Raw genomic sequence first — 18,868 nt, forward strand, 5'->3', positions numbered from 1 at the left:
AATCGTCTGGGCGGCTTTTATCGAGTTTCTATGCGATTGGCTTGCTGCACCTGGAGTCATTGGGCTATATGAACTCCTACCCTTCCAGTAGACGCACATCGACCGTAACCTTCAGCTTTTGCTTAGCTGTACCGCGGTACACACCCTTCACAGGAACAATATCCTTGTAATCGCGTCCATGCCCAAGCTTCACATACCGCCAATCGACTTCCGCATTATTGGTCGGATCAAAGCCCAACCATCCCGTCCCCGGCACATGTACCTCGACCCATGCATGGGAAGCCTGCTCAAAATCAGCACTGCCTCCCTGCAGGTCACCCACAAAATGATAGCCGCTCACATAGCGGGCCGGCACCCCGATACTGCGGCATACCGCAATCATCAGATGTGTGTAATCCTGACATACCCCACGACGCAGCCGTAGCGTATCGCTGATCTGTGTATTAACATTGGTCGCATCAGGATCGTAAATGAAGTCACCATACATACCCGACATGAGAGCTAGCGCCCATGCGTAGAAGCCTTCCTCGTCAACGGGATATTTAGCTGCATAAGCGAGAAGATCCTCGTTAATTTCCGTATAGGAGGTCGGCTGTAAAAACTCAATGTAGCGGTTTTGCAGATGATCACTTTGCAGCAGCTCCAGCTGTCCCTTATACGGCAGCCCAAACTTGGCAATCGAGCTTTGATCCTGTGTCACCACAACCGCCTTTGTCTTGATCACCATTTCCCGATGAGGCTTGTTGATCGAGAACGAATGCACCCGATTACCAAAGTAATCCTCATACGTAAACAAGGAAGCGCTCGGTTCCGTGCTGACCTCATGATGATAACAGGATTGTCGATAATTGGTCCGCGGCGTTAACCGCAGCTCATTGACACTGTCCATGACCGGCTCCAGGTAGGAATAGCGGGTGACATGGTTGATTTCGATCTTCATGCACCAACCTCCTCCAGTTGAAAAAAGGCAGCCGCCATCGTCCCTCCCAGTCCCAGACAGGAGCTCGTTAAATGGCTCAAAATAGCGGATACCCGCTCAGGCACAAAATCCTCATCATCCAAACAAGCCAACTCCGCCTTCAGCTTGCCAACCTGACGGATCGCTTTCTCATGAGGAAGATGCTGTCCGTAGCCTTCCAGCTGGATGCCCTTCAAGTGCTTCTCCAGCTCCGTAAAAGAAAATTGAATCGATCGCGGAAAGCTGATGCTGTTAATCATAAACTCCATAATATGCCGCTCCGACATGCCGTCTGCATAAAATCGCCGAAAGGCCTGATAGCCGCTAACCGATTTCAGCACTGCGAGCATGCTGGGGTATGGAGCAGCCGCTTCAACCGACAGGGTGCCTGTCACCGATTGCAGAATACGAACCGTATTCTCCGTACGTTCTAGCAGCCGCCCGCTCTCGATGAAATGCCATTCATTTTGCCGCTGCATGACGGAATGCTCAACACCTTGAAACATCGCCATGCGCTCTTTAATTTGTCTATAAAAAACATGGGGTGAATCTTTCATAATATCGTCCACCTGCTTCTCGCCGAGCCACAAGTAAAATGCATTAAGCACATCCCACATCTCGCTTGGCAGCTTTTCCCTCAGAGTTCGCAAATTATTTCTCGAATGGGCAACACAAGAAAATAAAGAATTCGGGTACCCTCGATCCAAGGTAATAAAGGAAAGCACATCTCTTTCGGTGAAGGCCTCAAATTGCTGCTCATACGCATAACGCGCACCGAGTGCATCAATAAGCCTTGCCCACTTATGCTCCTCGTCCTGAAAGTCTGCAGTTTGTTGAATGTGATAATGCACGTCGATCAACCGAGCGTGGTTCTCCGCCCTTTCCACATAACGGCCTACCCAAAATAAAGCTTCTGCATTACGATTGAGCATAGACATCACCCTTCATCCTTGTCTATTTTTTTAGAGATGTTGTTCAAAAAGTCCCCTTATGATCTTACACTAAGAGAGTACCCAGGTATCCTTGCAGCCTCCGCCTTGAGATGAGTTTACGACCAATGAGCCTTCCTTTAATGCAACTCTAGTCAGTCCACCAGGAATAATATGGGTGCCGTCGCTGCCCACCAGCACAAATGCACGTAAATCGATATGGCGCGGTACCATCTTGCCGTCGAGCATGACAGGTGCACGGGAGAGCTGCATCGTCGGCTGTGCAATGTAACGACCGGGGTCACGTTGGATTTGTTCGGTAAATGCGGCAAGCTCCTGCTCGCTGGCAGAAGGCCCAATCAGCATCCCATAGCCGCCGGACAGCGACGTCTCCTTCACCACCATCTCATGCAGCCGATCAAGCACATAAGCCCTCTCATCAGGACGATCCAGCAAATACGTAGGCACATTGGATAAAATCGGTTCTTCATTTAAATAGTAGCGAATCATATCCGGCACATAAATATAGATCGCCTTGTCATCTGCTATGCCCGTTCCAGGAGCATTGGCAATAGCGATATTACCCGCGCGATAGGCATTCATAATACCAGCGACACCCAGCACGGAATCAGCCTGAAAAGCTAGCGGATCGAGATAATCGTCATCAATACGCCGGTACAGCACATCCACCTGTTGCAAGCCCTTCATGCTGCGAATGTAAATTTTGTGATCAATCGAAACCAGATCACGCCCCTCTACCAGATGAATCCCCATTTGCTGTGCAAGGAAGGTGTGCTCGTAGTAAGCAGAATTAAATTCACCAGGCGTTAATAAGGCAATAACCGGATCCGACTTGTGGGACGGAGCCAAGCTTCGCAAGGAGGACAGAAAATGATTCAGACTGTGCTCGACATCGCGGATTGACGAAGAAAAAGCTAATTCAGGAAACAGCTGGTTCATCACGGAACGGCTTTTGTATAAATAAGAAAAGCCCGAGGGTGAACGTAAATTATCCTCCAGCACGTAATAGCCGCCATCAGCGTTCCGAATCAGATCAATCCCGGATGTGGTGATATATACACCTCCAGGCACATCCACATTCATCATTTCCGGCCGGAAATATCGATTCGTCACGATCATTTTCCTTGGAATGATGCCGTCTGCTATAATCTCCTGCTTATGGTACATATCATAAAGGAACATGTTCAGCGCTTTGACTCTTTGCAGTAGCCCTGCTTCCAGAACGGCCCATTCATCGCTCGGGATAATCCGCGGAATCATATCAAACGGAATCGTTCGTTCGAGCGGAAGTGTTTGCTCTGGCTGATACAGCGTAAATGTGATTCCTTCCTCCAGCATGCGCCGATCCATCGCCTTCTGTCTGGAAGCAAGCTCATCCTCTTTCATACGCGAAAAACAATTAAACGCTTGTGAGTAGTGGGAACGCACTGCAGATTCATGCTGAAACATCTCATCGTAAAAGGATTCCAGCGGATACGGAGTATGGTGAGACCGATTGGCTAGCGTCATGCGATGTCCCGGTTTTGCTCAGCCATGAATTGACCTACAAAACCAGTCCCCCCTCTCAAATTTTTAATAAATGACAGTATAAATAACATATAAAGATAGATTAATCACTAATTTCCGAATATTTAACAGGTTTATACAGTTTATCATACGCTTAGAGCTAAATTATGTCAATATACATAACATTAAATTAACAGATTTTTTACCTTGATTTGTATTACTTTACATGTGCCTTCGCAGAAAAAAAGCATGCCCGCTTATCCCGATTGTCAGGAATAAGCGGCATGCCCGCGTATCTTACACATGTAGCCAATGCTACCCTATTTACGTCGAGTCTCTGTAAGACGAAATTGATTAACCAGCTGCTGGAGGAAATCGGTAATGACCTCCACATAGTTAGAGGTATGGCGAACGTTAACAATATCCATCAACAGCTCCTGTACCTTACCTTCCACCTCTGTCGATATTTTGCGATTTTCCATGCTGACGTTGGCGATTTTCTCCATTAGCCCTACCACTTCATCAACTACCTGTGTTTTTTGCTCATCTTCAGCATTGGCACCACTCAATATTTGCGAAGCCGCCGCAACAAGCTGCGTACCTTCTTGCACTACCAGCGTACCTTCCTCCATCGAGGCAAAGGCTTCCTTCGCATTTTTGTATATGAGCTGAACCGTTTCATTAATCTCCTCTGTAGATTGGCGTGTCCGATCGGCCAGCTTACGAATTTCCCCGGCCACAACCGCGAAGCCCTTGCCATGCTCCCCTACTCGCGCCGCTTCAATAGAAGCATTCAGCGATAGCAGATTGGTTTGGCTGGAAATTTCCTCAATGACCTGCAGAACGCTGCGAATTTGCTGAGTCGTTTCCATGAACGTCACGATAGTTCGGTTCGTTTCCGCTACTTTATTGGAAATTTGCCCCATCTTCTCGCCAATTCGCTCTACTTCCGTATGAGCAACAGTAATTTGCTCAGAGGCTTTGATTTCCAGAGCCCGCAAGGTTCCCTGCATATCCCCGACAACATCCTTGGCAATATCGATATCCTTCAGCTGGCGGCGAATACTTCGAATCATGTCATGAATAATCCCGCTCATACGCTCGGTAGAGCCTTCCGTACTGACGGTCGATTGATGCAATACTTGCTGACTCGACAGCACTTCTGTGGCCGCGCGCTTCACCTGCAGCATGATCCCCTCCAGAGAGTCGATCATGTTATTGATCCACATAGCCAGCTCCTTGGTCTCATCATGCGCAAATTGCCCGTGATCAAGCCGTTGTGTCAGATCACCCTTGCCTTCAGCGTTGATGCGAATAAATTGGCTGATTTTTTGCAAATTATCCACGACTGGACTGGCCGCCTTCTTGTGCAGTGTAGCCATGACGATACAGCCGTACAATAAGTTAAACACAGCCATAATACCAGCAGCTGCGAGCGTCGGCAGCTGTCCAAATAACACGGTTATCAGCACTGTCGACAGAGCTGCATATCCAATAAGCAGCGGAACCTGCAGCCGGATCATTTTCCAGCGAACACTGCGAATCCGGTAAACTTCCTCCAAATCCCCTTCGCACATCATTCCCCACACATCCGGACAATGCGGAAGCTGAAAGGTCACGCCTTTTCCTATGACAGGGATGTGCCTATAATCGGAGTATCCAGGGAACGCCACAAACAAATTGCTGCCATTGGCGATTGTGTTGGCTACGCCGGGATGCAGCTTGCCCGTGGCCGGGTCCGTGAACATTATTTCCAGCTCCGTATGCTCCTTAACTGAAACCGTACCCCAATTCGTTGTAACACCATCCTTCAAATTCTCTCCATGGGTAAATGTGCGATCTTCAAAGCGACTTCGAGACAGCGCTGTACCCGGTGCAATCCGTTTATTCAAACCTGGACGCGCCATAAATATGTAATTATCTCCGGAATCCGGGTAGACATGTCCTGATTCCCGCTGTATCAGGTCGCCGATTACATCATTGGGAACTCTGCCACATAACGCCCCCATCCAAATCCCCCCTTTGATGATGGGGACGATATACAAGAGCGTCATTTTGTCATGGAAAGCAGAGGTGCTTGGACCGATCTCCAAGGTCAACGGATCAGCAAACGGTCCATATAGACATTTACTGCCTGTTTGCGTATATTCAAGACCTGCCGAAATCACGCTGCCCGCACCATATCGGACACCTGTATGTGCAGAATGTGATGAAAATACCACTGTTGCTTGCTCATCCAGCAAAAAGATTTCGGATAAATCCATTGCTCTGCTGCGAGCTGCCGCAAACAGCTTGTCCATCGACAAAGCCCATCGCTCCACAGATTGGGTCCGATCTTCATCTATAAGCTTCATTTGCTCCAGCAGCCGTTCCAGATGAGACCAATATTCGACTGTCCAGCTTGTTAACAGCTCTTTACGCGTGTGAGCTATGCCTTCAAATATATCCTCCACATCCGCTTTTAACTCCCGATTCAATCGATAGGACCACCAGAGCGGCAAACCATTTTTAAATCCCAGCCAATCAAACATAAGCCTCTCCCCCGTCCTTTGAAATCTACGCGACTTAAGTGTTAACAATTATAACACATAGGCTGGATAGATGTGAGACCTATTTCCTATTTTCAACCATTTTTATATGTATTTTCGTGTAATTTGTGAGGTATAATACCGTGATCGGAGTCAAAAAATGCTCAAAACACGTACAATATGCAGAAACATGCAAAAAAAGCACCCTCCCTATACAGGAAGAGTGCTTCTACTATCATTGTAACTTCTAATATCATTGAAAACCTAACGTCGCAAGGAAGGCTTTAAAGCCCTTTAGTCCTGCTTCGTCACGCTTATATACCCCTGCATCCCTCAGCACTGCGGCGAACTTGTCACCTACAGCTGTTTGCAGCACCTGCTTGGCCGTATCTGCAGGCATCGCCGTTCCATGAGTCTCCAGCAATTCACGAATCCAAGCACAGTGCTTATACAGCAAATGCTCTGGATATTCGGTTATCTGTTCATCAAAGGCAAGCTCACCGGTCAATATGTGTTCCAACAGTGCGAGCTCCTCCTGTAGCCGTCCCGGCAGTACTGCGAGTCCCATCACTTCGATTAACCCGATATTTTCTTTTTTGACATGATGAAGCTCCTTGTGAGGATGGAAGATTCCGTCCGGATGCTCGTCACTGGTTCTGTTATTGCGGAGCACCAGGTCAAGCTCATATTCGTTACGCTCATTATTTCGTGCGATAGGCGTCACCGTATTATGGGGAATCGGGTTGTCTTGTTCAGTCTCAGTAAAGGCGATAATGTCATGATTCGGATCGCTGTAACCCTTCCATTCGTTCAGAATTGTATCTGCAAGCTTAAGGAGCAGCAGCTTGTTATGACCCGATATGCGAATCACTGACATTGGCCATTTCACGATTCCGAGCCGCACGTTAGGGTATTCAGGATGGGTGAAGCTGTGCTCGACCGGCGCCTTTTCCATCGCAAACCGATGTCTGCCTCCCTGAAAATGATCATGGTTCAGAATAGAGCCGCCAACGATAGGCAAGTCCGCATTGGAACCAATAAAGTAATGAGGAAATTGATCAATAAAATCGAACAGTCGGTAAAAGGTCGCCATCGACATTTTCATAGGCCGATGCTCTTGATCAAAAATAATGCTGTGCTCATTGTAATACACATATGGCGAGTACTGAAAGTACCAAGGGTCTCCGTCGAGCTTGAGCGGAATCACACGCAAATTTTGACGGGCCGGATGATTCAGCCTTCCGGGATAACCGACATTATCGATACAAAGCAGGCACTTCGGGTAATCACTTTGCGGCACATTTTTGAGCATTGCAATTTCCTTCGGATCCTTCTCCGGTTTTGACAAGTTAATTGTAATTTCCAGATCTCCATATTCGGTTGGCGATAGCCAATATTGATTACGGGCAATACGGTCCACACGAATATAGTTGGAATCGATACATTGTTTGTAAAAAGCGGCTGTTGCCTGCGTGGCGCCATTCAGCTTGGCTGTCTTCCAGAAGGCACTTGCCACCTGCGATTGGCGTGGCATCAGAAAACCCATGATGCGGGCGTCCAGCAGATCGCGCAGCGTTGTGTTGTTATCCGCTATAATTCCGGCAGCAGCAGCATAATCCAGCAGCGGCTCCAGCAGCTCCACGACTTTGGTAGTCGTCGTCGGCTCTACTTCGCCACTGTAAGGCTCATCCAGACGCAGCAGCTCCAGCAGTGAATTACGCGCAGCGTAGCAATCGAGCGGCTCCAGTAGCTCCTCCCTGACAGCAAAGCCCAGCAGCTGCTCCACTGCATAAGCCACCGCTTGAAGATCTTGTTTAGTTCCTTGCTTTACTTGAATCTGTTCTTCCACAGTCTATTTCCTCCTGTTTCTCTATGCCGACTTTATTTCGCGTAGCCGCCAGGATGGTTTTGATGCCAGGTCCATGCTGTTTCTATGATCTGCTTGAGTTGATCGTGCTTCGGCTTCCAACCGAGCTCAGCACGAGCGCGCTCCGATGAGGCTACAAGCGCAGCCGGATCACCGGAACGACGCGCTTCGACAACAGCCGGAATCGGATGACCGGTCACTTCACGAGCAATATCGATGACTTCCTTAACCGAGAACCCTGTACCATTACCGAGATTATATACACTGCTCTCTCCGCCATTGCGCAGCTTTTCTACCGCCAATATGTGGGCGTCAGCCAAGTCTGTTACATGAATATAATCACGGATACACGTACCATCAGAGGTAGCGTAATCATCACCAAATATCGAAATATGTGGACGTTGGCCCAGAGCCACCTGCAAAATAATCGGAATCAGATGTGTCTCCGGCGTGTGGTCCTCGCCAATACGGCCGCTCGCATGAGCACCAGCCGCGTTAAAGTAGCGCAGGGACACAAATTTAATTTGATGAGCTGTGTCAAACCATCGCATCATTTTTTCCATAGCCAGCTTCGTCTCGCCGTACGTATTCGTCGGAAGGGTACGGTCGCTTTCGAGGATAGGTACATTTTCCGGCTCTCCGTAGGTTGCCGCAGTCGAGGAAAAGACGATTTTTTTGACGCCGTATTCGTTCATTTTCTCAAGCAGACATAATGTACCGAATACATTGTTTTGATAATATTTTGCCGGGTTCTGCATGCTTTCGCCCACTAAAGAATGAGCGGCGAAATGGATGACGGCCTCGATCTGATTGTCCCGGAACACAGTGTCCATAAACGCTGCGTCACGAATATCTCCTTCATACAGCTTGCCACCCAAAACCGCTTCCCGGTGTCCCTGCTGCAAATTGTCGACCACGACTACTTCTTCGTTACGTGCAAGCAGCTCGGCTACGGCATGGGATCCGATGTAGCCGGCTCCGCCTGTTACTAATATCGCCATTATAGTTCCTCCTTAAAATTAAGTGAAAAAAATTATCCTATAAGGGCAGATGAATTCGAGCCGCTGTGCGGACGAAGTATGCCTACGATCGCTGTTGTTCATGGATTTCTTGATTGTATAAGATATTTAGAGGGAGAAATCCATGAACAATGGCGAACGCTTCGCTTATCCAGAACAGATCGTCCGCTCCGCTTTTGATTCATCTGCTGCGCAAGTGTTACTACAAAGAAATAACTAACTACGAGTCATCACTCCGTAATTTCTTTTACGCCATCGCCAATCGTACATACGTAGAAATCGGCAATCAAGCCGGTTTTTTCCTTATAATTCTTGCCTACCTGGTCAATAAAGGTATCCACGCTATCCTCATGCACAAGAGAAACTGTACAACCGCCGAAGCCCGCCCCGGTCATTCTTGAACCGAGCACACCTGGCACCTTCAACGCTTCCTCGACCATCGTATCCAGCTCCAGGCCAGTCACTTCATACAGATCGCGAAGCGAATTGTGGGAGCCAATCATCAGCTGCCCAAAGGCTTCCAGATCACCCTTCTCCAGCACTTTCATCGATTCCAGTACACGATGAATTTCTTCAACTACATGCTGCGCACGTCTGCGTACGGTTTCATCGGTAATCAGGTGCTGGTACTCATTAAATTGCTCCAGCGTCAGTTGACCCAGCAGCGTCAGCTGAGGGAACTGGCCTTGCAAATCAGCAACCGCCTGCTCGCATTGAGAGCGCCTTTCGTTATACGCTGAATCGACAAGCCCACGTTTTTTGTTCGTGTTTCCGATAACCAGCTTATAGGCACCACTGTCAAACGGCACATGCTTGTACTCCAACGTATCGCACATTAACAGAATGGCGTGATCCTGCTTACCCATAGCTACGGCAAATTGATCCATAATCCCGCAGTTTACACCCATAAATTGATTTTCCGCTCTCTGGGACAGCAGCGCGATCTTCACTTTATCCGTCGGTTGGCCTTCCAGTGTTAACAAGGCATACGCGGTAACAACCTCAATCGAGGCGGATGAGGATAGGCCAGAGCCATTCGGGATTGCACCGCTATATAAAATATCATAGCCGCCAATCTCAATTCCCTGCTGCTGCAATTGGTCAATAATCCCCTTTGGATAGTTGATCCAGTCGTCTGCCTTGTCGAATACAATACCTTGAATGGAAATATGTTTGTGTTCAGGGAAATTCGTTGACGCAAAACCGAGCTGTCCATCCTGTCTTTTGCGAACCAGCATCGTCGTTCCGAAAGTAAGTGCAGCAGGAAATACGTAACCGCCGTTATAATCCGTATGCTCGCCTATGAGATTAACTCTGCCAGGAGCACGGAATACTCGGATAGCTTCATCGTCTTCACCGAATTTTTCAACAAATATACGTTTCAATGCTTGTAAGTCTGCCATCATTACACCGCCTGTATCATATTGAGTACTTGTTGGTTCACTGCTGTCTGCTACCTCTTTAGTATACGTCTGCGCTTTCTTTTTCACTATGGAGGGATGTTAGTAGGGCATGGAAAAATGTTAGATTATTGCGCGTGTGCTAATGCTTTGGATGAGCAACTATTGTAAAATGAAAATAAAGCAGATATTCTCAGCAGCAGATCGGTACCGACCTGGACGTACTGTGCACATCGACATATCGATCAGAGCCATCCACCCTATCCTATATTGCTGTGTCCTAATCCATGAAGCGAGGGGTAACCAAATGACCAGTCCAATCAAACGTACGGAAAGCTACTATGTTGTTTCCAATCCGCAGCCTTCCGAGCAGGAAAATTTGGCGGTGCTGTTTACTGGCAGCAGTCAAACCAAGCCTGGACATAAGCCAGGACCCAAGGTCGTGGACTATTACCTGCTGCATTACATTCAATCAGGCTGCGGTACCTATACCTGTCAGGGACATACGTACCAGCTTGGACAGGGCGACAGCTTCCTGATTGAGCCCGGCAAGCTGATCAGCTACGTGGCAGATGAAGCAGAGCCTTGGCATTACCGCTGGCTGGCTTTTGAAGGGAGTCAAGCAGCCCCCTTGCTCGAGAGCATTGGGCTATCCTCACAGCAGCCTGTTGTCCATACCGGCGGTAAGCGCCATATCGCGGTGATCTATCATCAAGTACAGGCTGCCTTCCAAGCCAGAGTAGCTCACGCCGGACTGAAGGCGGTTGGGTATCTTCATCTGCTATTGGCCGAATATGCACAGGCACTGCAGCCCAAGCAGCAAAGCGATCTTCATTTAACCGGCAGTGGCGAGCAGATCGCCCAGCAGGCGCTGCACTACTTATCCAGCCAATATGCAGAGCCCATAACGATTGAACTGATGGCAGAGACGCTTGGCTACAATCGCGCTTATTTGTCGACATTGTTCAAGAAGCATACGGGTCTGACACCGGTCACCTTTTTACTGCGGCTGCGAATTGACAAGGCTCGTTTGCTGCTGCGCGAGCGCAAGGAGCTCACTGTCGAGCAGATTGCATCCTCTGTCGGCTTCCAGGACCCGCTCTATTTCTCCAAGCAATTCAAGCGGCTGTATGGGATGTCGCCAACCGATTACCGGGATGCGATGAATCGGCTGTAATCCGCGAAGGCATTGGAACCTGCTCCAAACAGCCTTATCGGCTAGTAGGTCTCATCTGGAGAGAGGGCGCTCGCGGGATCAGCTTCTCTCAGAGGCAGCACCAGGCATATTTGCGCTCCTTGTCCAGGCAGGCTCTCCGCCCAGATGCTGCCCCCATGAAACTCAACGATTTCCTTGGCAATCGCAAGCCCCAGGCCACTGCCGCCTGCCGCAGAATTGCGTGACTTGTCTTTTTTATAAAATCGATCAAATACATAAGGCAAATCATCCTGTGCGATTCCGCTTCCCGTATCCTGAACCATCAGCAGAAGGTCATGCTCATTCTCCTGCAGCAGCAGCTGAATGAGACCTCCGGCCGAGGTGTGCTTAATAGCGTTATGCACCAGATTTGTAAACACCTGGTCCATTCGATTCACATCGAGCATCATCACCCTCGACGATAGTTCTGGCGCATTCGTACTGGTGGACCGGAACTCGAACTGCAAACCCGCGTTATGAACCTCCACGATATAACGTTCACTATAATAAGAAATAAACTGCGCAATAGTCAGCTCCTGCATAAAAAAGTCAATTTGCCGCGCTTCCAGCTTGGACAGCTGGAACAAATCGCCAATCAATCGATTCAAGCCCAGAATCCGACCCAAAATGAGCTTCAAGTATTTGTCCTGCTGCTCGGCTCCAACCACGACACGATCAATCAATGCCTCTACATAGCCTTGAATCAGCGTCATCGGCGTGCCCAGATCATGGGAAATGTTGCTTAAGAGATGGCGGCGTGACGTTTCGAGCCGTGCCAGATCTTCATTCGTCCGGGCCAAGGTGAGATTCGACTGCTCCAGCTCCGCAGTACGCTCCTTAATCCGATATTCCAGCCTCATGTTCAGGTCACGAAGCTCACGGGACAAGGTTTCCACAGAAGCAAATGCCTGAACCGACTTCATGCTGATGACAAAGGAGGCCATAAAAATGACACAGAACAGACCCACCGGTGATACGCCACCGAAATCAATCCATTGATCATACTTAGCTGCATCTATAGCTGCCATGACCATATAGACGATGACACCTGATAAAATAAGGCGAGCACCCTCTCTTTTTGCCGCAAAAGCTCTAATTAAAGTAACGACCAGACAAATGATCACTGCAGCATTCAACCACTGATAGACCATGACCATGGAGGTAAACACATGTGGAGGTGCCAGAAGTGTAGCTGCAGTAAAGATCGCACAGCTGTAGAGGGTAAATTGAACAATAGCTCTGCTGGTTTCCTTACGATATAATGAATAACAGAATACGAGTGCGGCAGCTGTGCTCAAATAAAAGCATACATATTCCAAACGCATGCTCATCACCCAATCCAGACGGGGAAACAGCTTGAACATGGCGCCTTCTCCCACCAGCATCGTGTGAACACCTACCAGCAGACAAAACAAACCCAGATATAAGGGGCTTTTTTCCTTCACACGGATCAAAAATAGACCCAAATTATAAAATCCCATTAAGAGCAGGCTGCCAACCAGCAGCATATCGATTCCCATCAGCCGATCATGACGGGCTACCATTTGTTTGGCTTCACCTAATATGAGCTCGCTCTCAATGCCTCCATACCGATGATCAAAATTCGATACCTGAATCACGATATCCAGCTTATCTGCACCTGCCTGTGGAAAAAGCACAAGCTGCGGGTAATTCACCGGGGTTGAGGCATCCCGATTGACGCCAACCCTTCCGCCATAAGCAACGAATTTCCCATTTATCCACATTCGATAAGCTGTGCGGATCATCGGCAGCTCCACGGCAAGCACGCGGGATGACGGGTTCAGCTGTACCTGAAGGCGGAAAGTAGCATACCCCATTCCCGATATCCGTTCTCCATCCACCTCCTGACCGTTCCATGCTTGTGGAAGCTCGATCCATTGAATCGGACGTTCCTGATCTTGGAGTGCAGCGATCTGGTTAGGATTTAGAAGCTGATCCCAATAAAATTCCCATTGCCCATTTAACGAAGCTACACGGTTGCTGTCAAAATTCCACTCTCGTAAATTTTGTACACCTTGAACAGCCTCCCACCCACTGATATTGCTTGGAGACGATGAAGGCTTATCCACTTCGCAGCCGCTAGTACATAATAAAAGGATGGCACAAAGGACAAGAGTCCATATATAATAAAGATAATATTTAGGAATCCATACCACTTACTTTCCGTAAAATTTGAAATCACAGAAGGGCAGCTACGGTATATACAAGGAGGAGCTAATGGCAGGAGAAAAAATTTTACTCGTCGATGACGAGCCTGAAATCGTTGAGTTGATACAAATGTATCTGGTCAAAGAAGGCTATAAAGTGCAAAGCACACACAATGGTCCAAGCGTATTTGAGTATATGGATCAATTTGCTCCGGACCTGGTTATATTGGATATTTTGCTTCCAGGCATGGATGGTATCGAGATTTGTCGACAGCTCCGCCAGACCAGCAACGTTCCGATTTTATTCATTTCCTGTAAAAAAGAAGATGCTGACATTATTCTTGGTCTCGGCACCGGTGGCGACGATTATATGACCAAGCCCTTCAGTCCCAGCCAGCTGGTAGCCCGTGTCAAAGCCCATCTGCGACGCAAGCAGCTTTCGGATCAGCAAAAAGAGGATTCACAACAGCTAAGCTTTCCCGGCCTCGAAATTGATCTGCTCACCCGCAATGTATGGACAAGCGGGACGCTCGCACCCATATCATCCAAGGAATTTGATCTGCTGGCGCTTCTAGCCAAAAAGCCGAATAAAGTCATCCCGATTGAGCATCTCTACAAAAAAACATGGGGTATGGACAGCAACGGCGATACCCGAACACTGCTTGTACATATCAGCAACCTTCGCAAGAAAATTGAACCCAATCCTGCCGAGCCTACTTACGTTCAAACCGTGCGCGGCGTTGGCTATAAATTCAACAGCAATTTGTAAATGCTGCGGCTATATAAACGATTAGCTCTATACATACCAGAACTGCTTATAGCTGCATACAAATTTATTTTCGGTCATAGGCAATACGCTGCAGCAGTTCATCCATTTCCTGCTTCGTTAGGTCACGCCACTGCCCTACCCCGATCCCTTCAAGTAGGATGTTCATAATCCGAACCCGTTTCAATTTTCTAACCTCATAACCCAACGCCGAGCACATCCGACGAATTTGCCGATTCAAGCCCTGCTTCAATATAATCCGGAAGGTTCTTGTCTCCAACTGGTTTATGGTACAAGGATTCGTCATGGTGCCCAGTATCCTCACGCCACCAGCCATTCCTTGTAAGAACATCGTGCTGATCGGCTTGTCTACTGTCACGATATACTCTTTTTCGTGGTCGTTTTCTGCACGCAAAATTTTATTGACGATATCTCCGTCATTCGTAAGCAGAATCAGGCCCTCTGAATCCTTATCCAACCGACCGATTGGGAAAATCCGTTCCGGGTGCCCGACAAAATCGACGATATTGCCCTTGATATGCAGTTCTGTCGTACATGTAATCCCTACCGGCTTGTTCAAGGCGATATACACAGGCGGCTTCTTGGCAAGCACTGGACGCCCGTCCACACATACCTGATCACCCTCCTGGACCTGACTGCCCAGCTCGGCCAGCTTGCCGTTGATCGTAACACGCTGCTCTTCAACCAGCTTATCTACGGCACGACGCGAGCAAAAGCCTGTTTCACTAATAAATTTATTAATTCTCATCTATGTCACTCCACTTGTTAATAAACTCCATCCATTATACCACGTCCCCCTCTCCGAGCAATAAACTCCTAAGGCTAAGAGATCTTTGACTTGCATCGATTGTGTCCAGCGAAATGAAACGTGCTAAAAAATCGTCGTTGCTGCGAATAACTTAGTAATGGAGCTAACAGCCGTAAAACTATACAGAATTCGACAATGCTTTAAACAGAATGCGGGGGAATACTATGCAATCATTGTCGACACACGAGCAGAAGAAGCCACGGTCTGGCCTTCAACGTTCACGATGGCGGCGAATCAGCTTATGGATCACAGGCTCTATATTATTGGGAGGGCTGCTGTTAACAGGCGCAGGTATGTTATGGGTGAATCAGCTCGATATTAGCAAGCTGGAGCATCCGCTCCCTGAGCCGACACTGATCATGGACCGAAATGCCCAGCCTGCTTCTCAGCTATCCTCATCGCGTATTGAACCCGTGCCATTGAAGCAAATACCGTTAGAGCTGCGTAATGCAGTGATTGCGGTTGAAGACCGACGCTTCTATGAGCATTCCGGTGTTGATCTATGGTCAATTACCCGAGCGCTATGGCGGGACCTGATATCCGGGTCGATGAAGGAGGGCGGCAGCACGCTGACTCAGCAGCTGGCCAAAAATCTGTTCCTGCAATCGGATAAAACGATCAGCCGCAAGCTGAAGGAAGCCGCCTATGCGCTCAAAATCAATATGACCTACAGCAAGGATGAAATCTTGGAACTGTATTTGAATAGCATTTATTTCGGCGAGGGGCGTTGGGGCGTTCAGGGTGCCGCTCAGGAATATTTCGCCAAGCCGGTCAGCCAGCTGAATCTGGTGGAATCGGCTCTGTTGGCGGCACTGCCAAAAGCACCCACAACCTATTCACCTGCCAAAAACAAAGATAAGGCGCTCGAACGCCGCAATCTGGTGCTGCTTCTCATGAAGGAACAGCAATTTATTACGACTGCCACTTACAACCAAGCGATCGTTAAGCCCATTACACTTCAACAGCAAAATGAAGAATCCTTGAAGGGAAAATATCCCTCATATGTGGATTACGTCATCGAAGAGGCCGCTGAGCTGTATGGATTTACAGAAGAACAAGTTCTAACATCGGGCTTGCGGATTTACACGGATCTCGATCCAGTGATCCAGCAAACGACTGAAGAGATTTATGGGCAGCATTCCCTGTTCCCTGAAAGCAGGACAGACCAAATGATACAGAGCGGCGCCGTTATTATGGATCATCGGACAGGCGGCATACGTGCACTGATCGGCACACGCGGACCGCAGGTATACCGCGGCTTCAATCATGCCACCCAGCTGCGCCGCCAGCCAGGCTCGTCCTTCAAGCCGTTGGCCGTATACGGACCTGCCCTCGAACGCGGCTACACCTCGAGCTCCGTCCTGTATGACGGTAAGCTGGATATTGGCGGTTACCGACCACGAGACTGGGACGGACAGACACGCGGACAGGTTACCTTGAAGGAGGCTATTCTACGTTCATGGAACATTCCCGCTGTCTGGCTGCTGAACCAAATCGGTATTGAAGCCGGCTTGGACTTCGTACAAAGGGCAGGCATTCCGCTGACGGCGGCCGACCGCAGCTTAAGCTTGGCCCTCGGCGGCTTGTCCGAGGGCGTATCACCCCTGCAGATGGCGCAGGCCTACGGCGGCATCGCCAATCTCGGCGTGATGCAGAAGGCTCACGCCATCTTGAAAATTACGACCAAGGATGGGCATACCTTGGTCGAGGCCGTGCCACAGTCGGTCGTATTGACGCGGCCGACTGTGGCTTATGACCTGACTTTACTGCTGCAGGAAGCAGTCAAGTCAGGAACCGGTTCGGCCGCCGCGATCGGGCGGCCCGCCGCAGGCAAGACGGGCACCACACAGCTGCCCGACACGCCGGAGTTCAGCGGCATCGGCGCCAATGGCGCCAAGGACGCTTGGTTTGTTGGCTTCACGCCGGAGCTGACAACGGCGATCTGGCTTGGCTATGATCAGACAGACCGCGATCATTATCTGGTCACCTCGGGAGGGGCCGTGCCTGCCGCGCTGTTCAATCGGATCATGAGCAGAGTGCTGCGCGACGCGCCGGTTACTCCTTTTCCGATTCCGGGCGTCTCGCGTAATCCGTCTGCTGAACCGGCATTACGATCACGGTAGATGTCTCCCGAATCGTCAGGACAGCCGTTTCAATCGGCATGGCACTCTCGGTCATTTCATTCATATCCTTTAAACGAACCTGACCTTGGACTGCCTCAGCTTCACCTATCAAAATGACGTACCGGATTCCTTTGGACGCTGCGGAGGTTAGCGACTTTTTCAGCTTACGCCCGCTGGCGTCCACACGTGTACGAATCTCTGCGGAACGCAGCTTCGTGGCTGCTTGCAGGGCAAGAGGTGTTTGCTCACTTCCTATAGGCAGGACGAGCACATAACTGGGTGCGACAGGCATTTCCTTTTCCAGCAGCAACTCCATAATCGATTCCATACCAAAGGAAAGACCTACAGCCGGATAACGAAGATCTTCCCGGCCGACAAGGTGTCCGATAATATCATCATAACGCCCGCCACCACCGAGGCTGGAGCCATACAAACCGGTTTTATCAAAAATCTCATACACTGTGCCTGTATAAAACGATAAGCCCCGTGATAAAAAAGGGTCAAATCTGCAGCTGAGTCCTAATCCGGTCTGATCAATAAGCGCTTGAAGCGCAGCAGCCTCCTCAGCGCCACGACTAGCCCCGAGGTCAAATTGTGCGATTAGCTGCCCCAAGGTGGGGTTATCCATACTGATCAATCCGATGATGTTGCTTGTGACACCGTCATCCAAGCCCTTCGTGCTCAACTCTGCCTGAACGCCTTCTCGACCAATCTTGGCGATTTTATCCAATGTCAGCATCACGGATAATCGTTCATCGCCAGAAGCCACGCCCAAACAAGCCAGCAGCTCACTCAGAAACTGCCGATTGTTCCAGGTAATCACCACATCCATGCCCAATTGCCTAAAAACCGTTGCCGCAAGCTGCATCAGCTCCGCCTCTGCCTCCGGACCCTGAATACCAACTACGTCTGCATCACACTGAATAAACTCTCGCAAGCGCCCTCGTTTAACGGGACCATCCCGGAATACTTTGCCGATCTCATACCTTTTAAAAGGGTATTCAAGTCCTGGGTTCAAAGCGACTACCTTGGCAAATGGAATCGTGAGATCATAGCGGAGTCCCAGCTGCCGATTGCCCTGATCACTCAATTGATACATTTCTTTGAGAATTTCATCGCCTCCCGCATATTTGGATGTTAGCAGCTCCTGCTCATTCAAAACGGGGGTTTCCATGGAATCAAAGTCATACAGCTCAAAGTTGGTTTCAATCACCGACTGCACCTTTTTGCGAAGTGCCTGCTCCGCACCTACATAATCAAACGTTCCTTTTACATTTTGCATACAGAAATCACGTCTCCTTCATTCGTTATGGAAAAGAAAACAAAAAAACGCGCAGGACCTCTGGTCCCGCGCGCCTTGTATGTCGCAGGGAGGCCAACGCGATTAGCGTTAGCCCTCCCTGTTATCGTAACAGGTGTGCTAACGCTGCTTGTGATGATGAAGTTTTGAGATCCGGCATGTATACATAGACATAGGTATTCTCTCCTTCAACGTATTGAGATTGATTATAGCGGAGTCGCTTATTTTATGCAACTGTAAGCAAATAGGTGTGCTGCAA

14 protein-coding genes are annotated in these 18,868 nt (G+C 49.1%); 4 read left to right on the top strand and 10 right to left on the bottom strand.

All coding sequences use genetic code 11. From position 1 onward, the window contains the following. Window positions 1-76: 76 nt before the first annotated feature. The 7 genes from LRL21_RS09310 to LRL21_RS09340 all read right to left on the bottom strand — a co-directional run bounded on the left by LRL21_RS09310 (window position 77) and on the right by LRL21_RS09340 (window position 10,231). Entirely contained in the window at window positions 77-940 is an 864-nt protein-coding gene (locus LRL21_RS09310; RefSeq protein ID WP_240415501.1) for a transglutaminase family protein, read from the bottom strand. Beyond that, entirely contained in the window at window positions 937-1,896 is a 960-nt protein-coding gene (locus tag LRL21_RS09315) for an alpha-E domain-containing protein (RefSeq protein ID WP_240415502.1), read from the bottom strand. The genes LRL21_RS09310 and LRL21_RS09315 overlap by 4 nt, the downstream gene beginning before the upstream one ends. A gap of 63 nt (window positions 1,897-1,959) precedes the next feature. Then, window positions 1,960-3,417, bottom strand: coding sequence for a circularly permuted type 2 ATP-grasp protein (locus tag LRL21_RS09320; protein ID WP_240415503.1), 1,458 nt, complete (start codon window positions 3,415-3,417; stop codon window positions 1,960-1,962). 317 nt (window positions 3,418-3,734) lie between these two features. Then, window positions 3,735-5,945 (bottom strand): methyl-accepting chemotaxis protein, encoded by a 2,211-nt coding sequence (locus LRL21_RS09325; protein ID WP_240415504.1) that lies wholly within the window; start codon window positions 5,943-5,945, stop codon window positions 3,735-3,737. 250 nt (window positions 5,946-6,195) lie between these two features. Continuing rightward, window positions 6,196-7,791: a UDP-glucose--hexose-1-phosphate uridylyltransferase gene (locus LRL21_RS09330; RefSeq protein WP_240415505.1), complete on the bottom strand. Its 1,596-nt coding sequence runs from the start codon at window positions 7,789-7,791 to the stop codon at window positions 6,196-6,198. 32 nt (window positions 7,792-7,823) lie between these two features. Further along, complete coding sequence (gene galE / locus LRL21_RS09335) at window positions 7,824-8,810, bottom strand: UDP-glucose 4-epimerase GalE (protein WP_240415506.1); 987 nt, start codon at window positions 8,808-8,810, stop codon at window positions 7,824-7,826. Between the two features lie 248 nt (window positions 8,811-9,058). Continuing rightward, the gene (locus tag LRL21_RS09340; RefSeq protein ID WP_240415803.1) at window positions 9,059-10,231 is read right to left on the bottom strand and encodes a galactokinase; all 1,173 of its coding nucleotides are present in this window, start codon (window positions 10,229-10,231) and stop codon (window positions 9,059-9,061) included. Between the two features lie 304 nt (window positions 10,232-10,535). Here LRL21_RS09340 and LRL21_RS09345 point away from each other — a divergent pair, with 304 nt between their 5' ends. After that, entirely contained in the window at window positions 10,536-11,405 is an 870-nt protein-coding gene (locus tag LRL21_RS09345; RefSeq protein WP_240415507.1) for an AraC family transcriptional regulator, read from the top strand. 41 nt (window positions 11,406-11,446) lie between these two features. Here the strand turns inward: LRL21_RS09345 and LRL21_RS09350 are convergent, their stop codons facing one another. Continuing rightward, window positions 11,447-13,513 (bottom strand): sensor histidine kinase, encoded by a 2,067-nt coding sequence (locus tag LRL21_RS09350; RefSeq protein ID WP_240415508.1) that lies wholly within the window; start codon window positions 13,511-13,513, stop codon window positions 11,447-11,449. Window positions 13,514-13,661: 148 nt separating this feature from the next. Between LRL21_RS09350 and LRL21_RS09355 the strand changes: the two genes are divergently transcribed. Next, complete coding sequence (locus tag LRL21_RS09355) at window positions 13,662-14,360, top strand: response regulator transcription factor (protein WP_240415509.1); 699 nt, start codon at window positions 13,662-13,664, stop codon at window positions 14,358-14,360. 64 nt (window positions 14,361-14,424) lie between these two features. Here LRL21_RS09355 and rluF read toward each other — a convergent pair whose 3' ends face one another. Beyond that, a complete protein-coding gene (rluF, locus tag LRL21_RS09360; protein ID WP_240415510.1) occupies window positions 14,425-15,126 on the bottom strand; it encodes a 23S rRNA pseudouridine(2604) synthase RluF in 702 nt (233 codons plus the stop codon). 224 nt (window positions 15,127-15,350) lie between these two features. Here rluF and LRL21_RS09365 point away from each other — a divergent pair, with 224 nt between their 5' ends. Further along, on the top strand, window positions 15,351-17,309 hold the full coding sequence (locus LRL21_RS09365) for a transglycosylase domain-containing protein (RefSeq protein WP_240415511.1): 1,959 nt from the start codon (window positions 15,351-15,353) through the stop codon (window positions 17,307-17,309). Here LRL21_RS09365 and LRL21_RS09370 read toward each other — a convergent pair. Beyond that, window positions 17,242-18,591, bottom strand: coding sequence for a histidine--tRNA ligase (locus tag LRL21_RS09370; protein WP_240415512.1), 1,350 nt, complete (start codon window positions 18,589-18,591; stop codon window positions 17,242-17,244). The two genes, LRL21_RS09365 and LRL21_RS09370, sit on opposite strands and share 68 nt — an antisense overlap. A 27-nt stretch (window positions 18,592-18,618) precedes the next feature. Between LRL21_RS09370 and LRL21_RS09375 the strand changes: the two genes are divergently transcribed. Beyond that, window positions 18,619-18,759, top strand: a complete 141-nt coding sequence (locus LRL21_RS09375; protein WP_240415513.1) for a hypothetical protein — start codon at window positions 18,619-18,621, stop codon at window positions 18,757-18,759. The last annotated feature ends 109 nt before the right edge of the window (window positions 18,760-18,868 follow it).

The sequence above is a fragment of the Paenibacillus periandrae genome, assembly GCF_022458865.1.
GTDB classification, from domain to species: domain Bacteria; phylum Bacillota; class Bacilli; order Paenibacillales; family NBRC-103111; genus Paenibacillus_S; species Paenibacillus_S periandrae.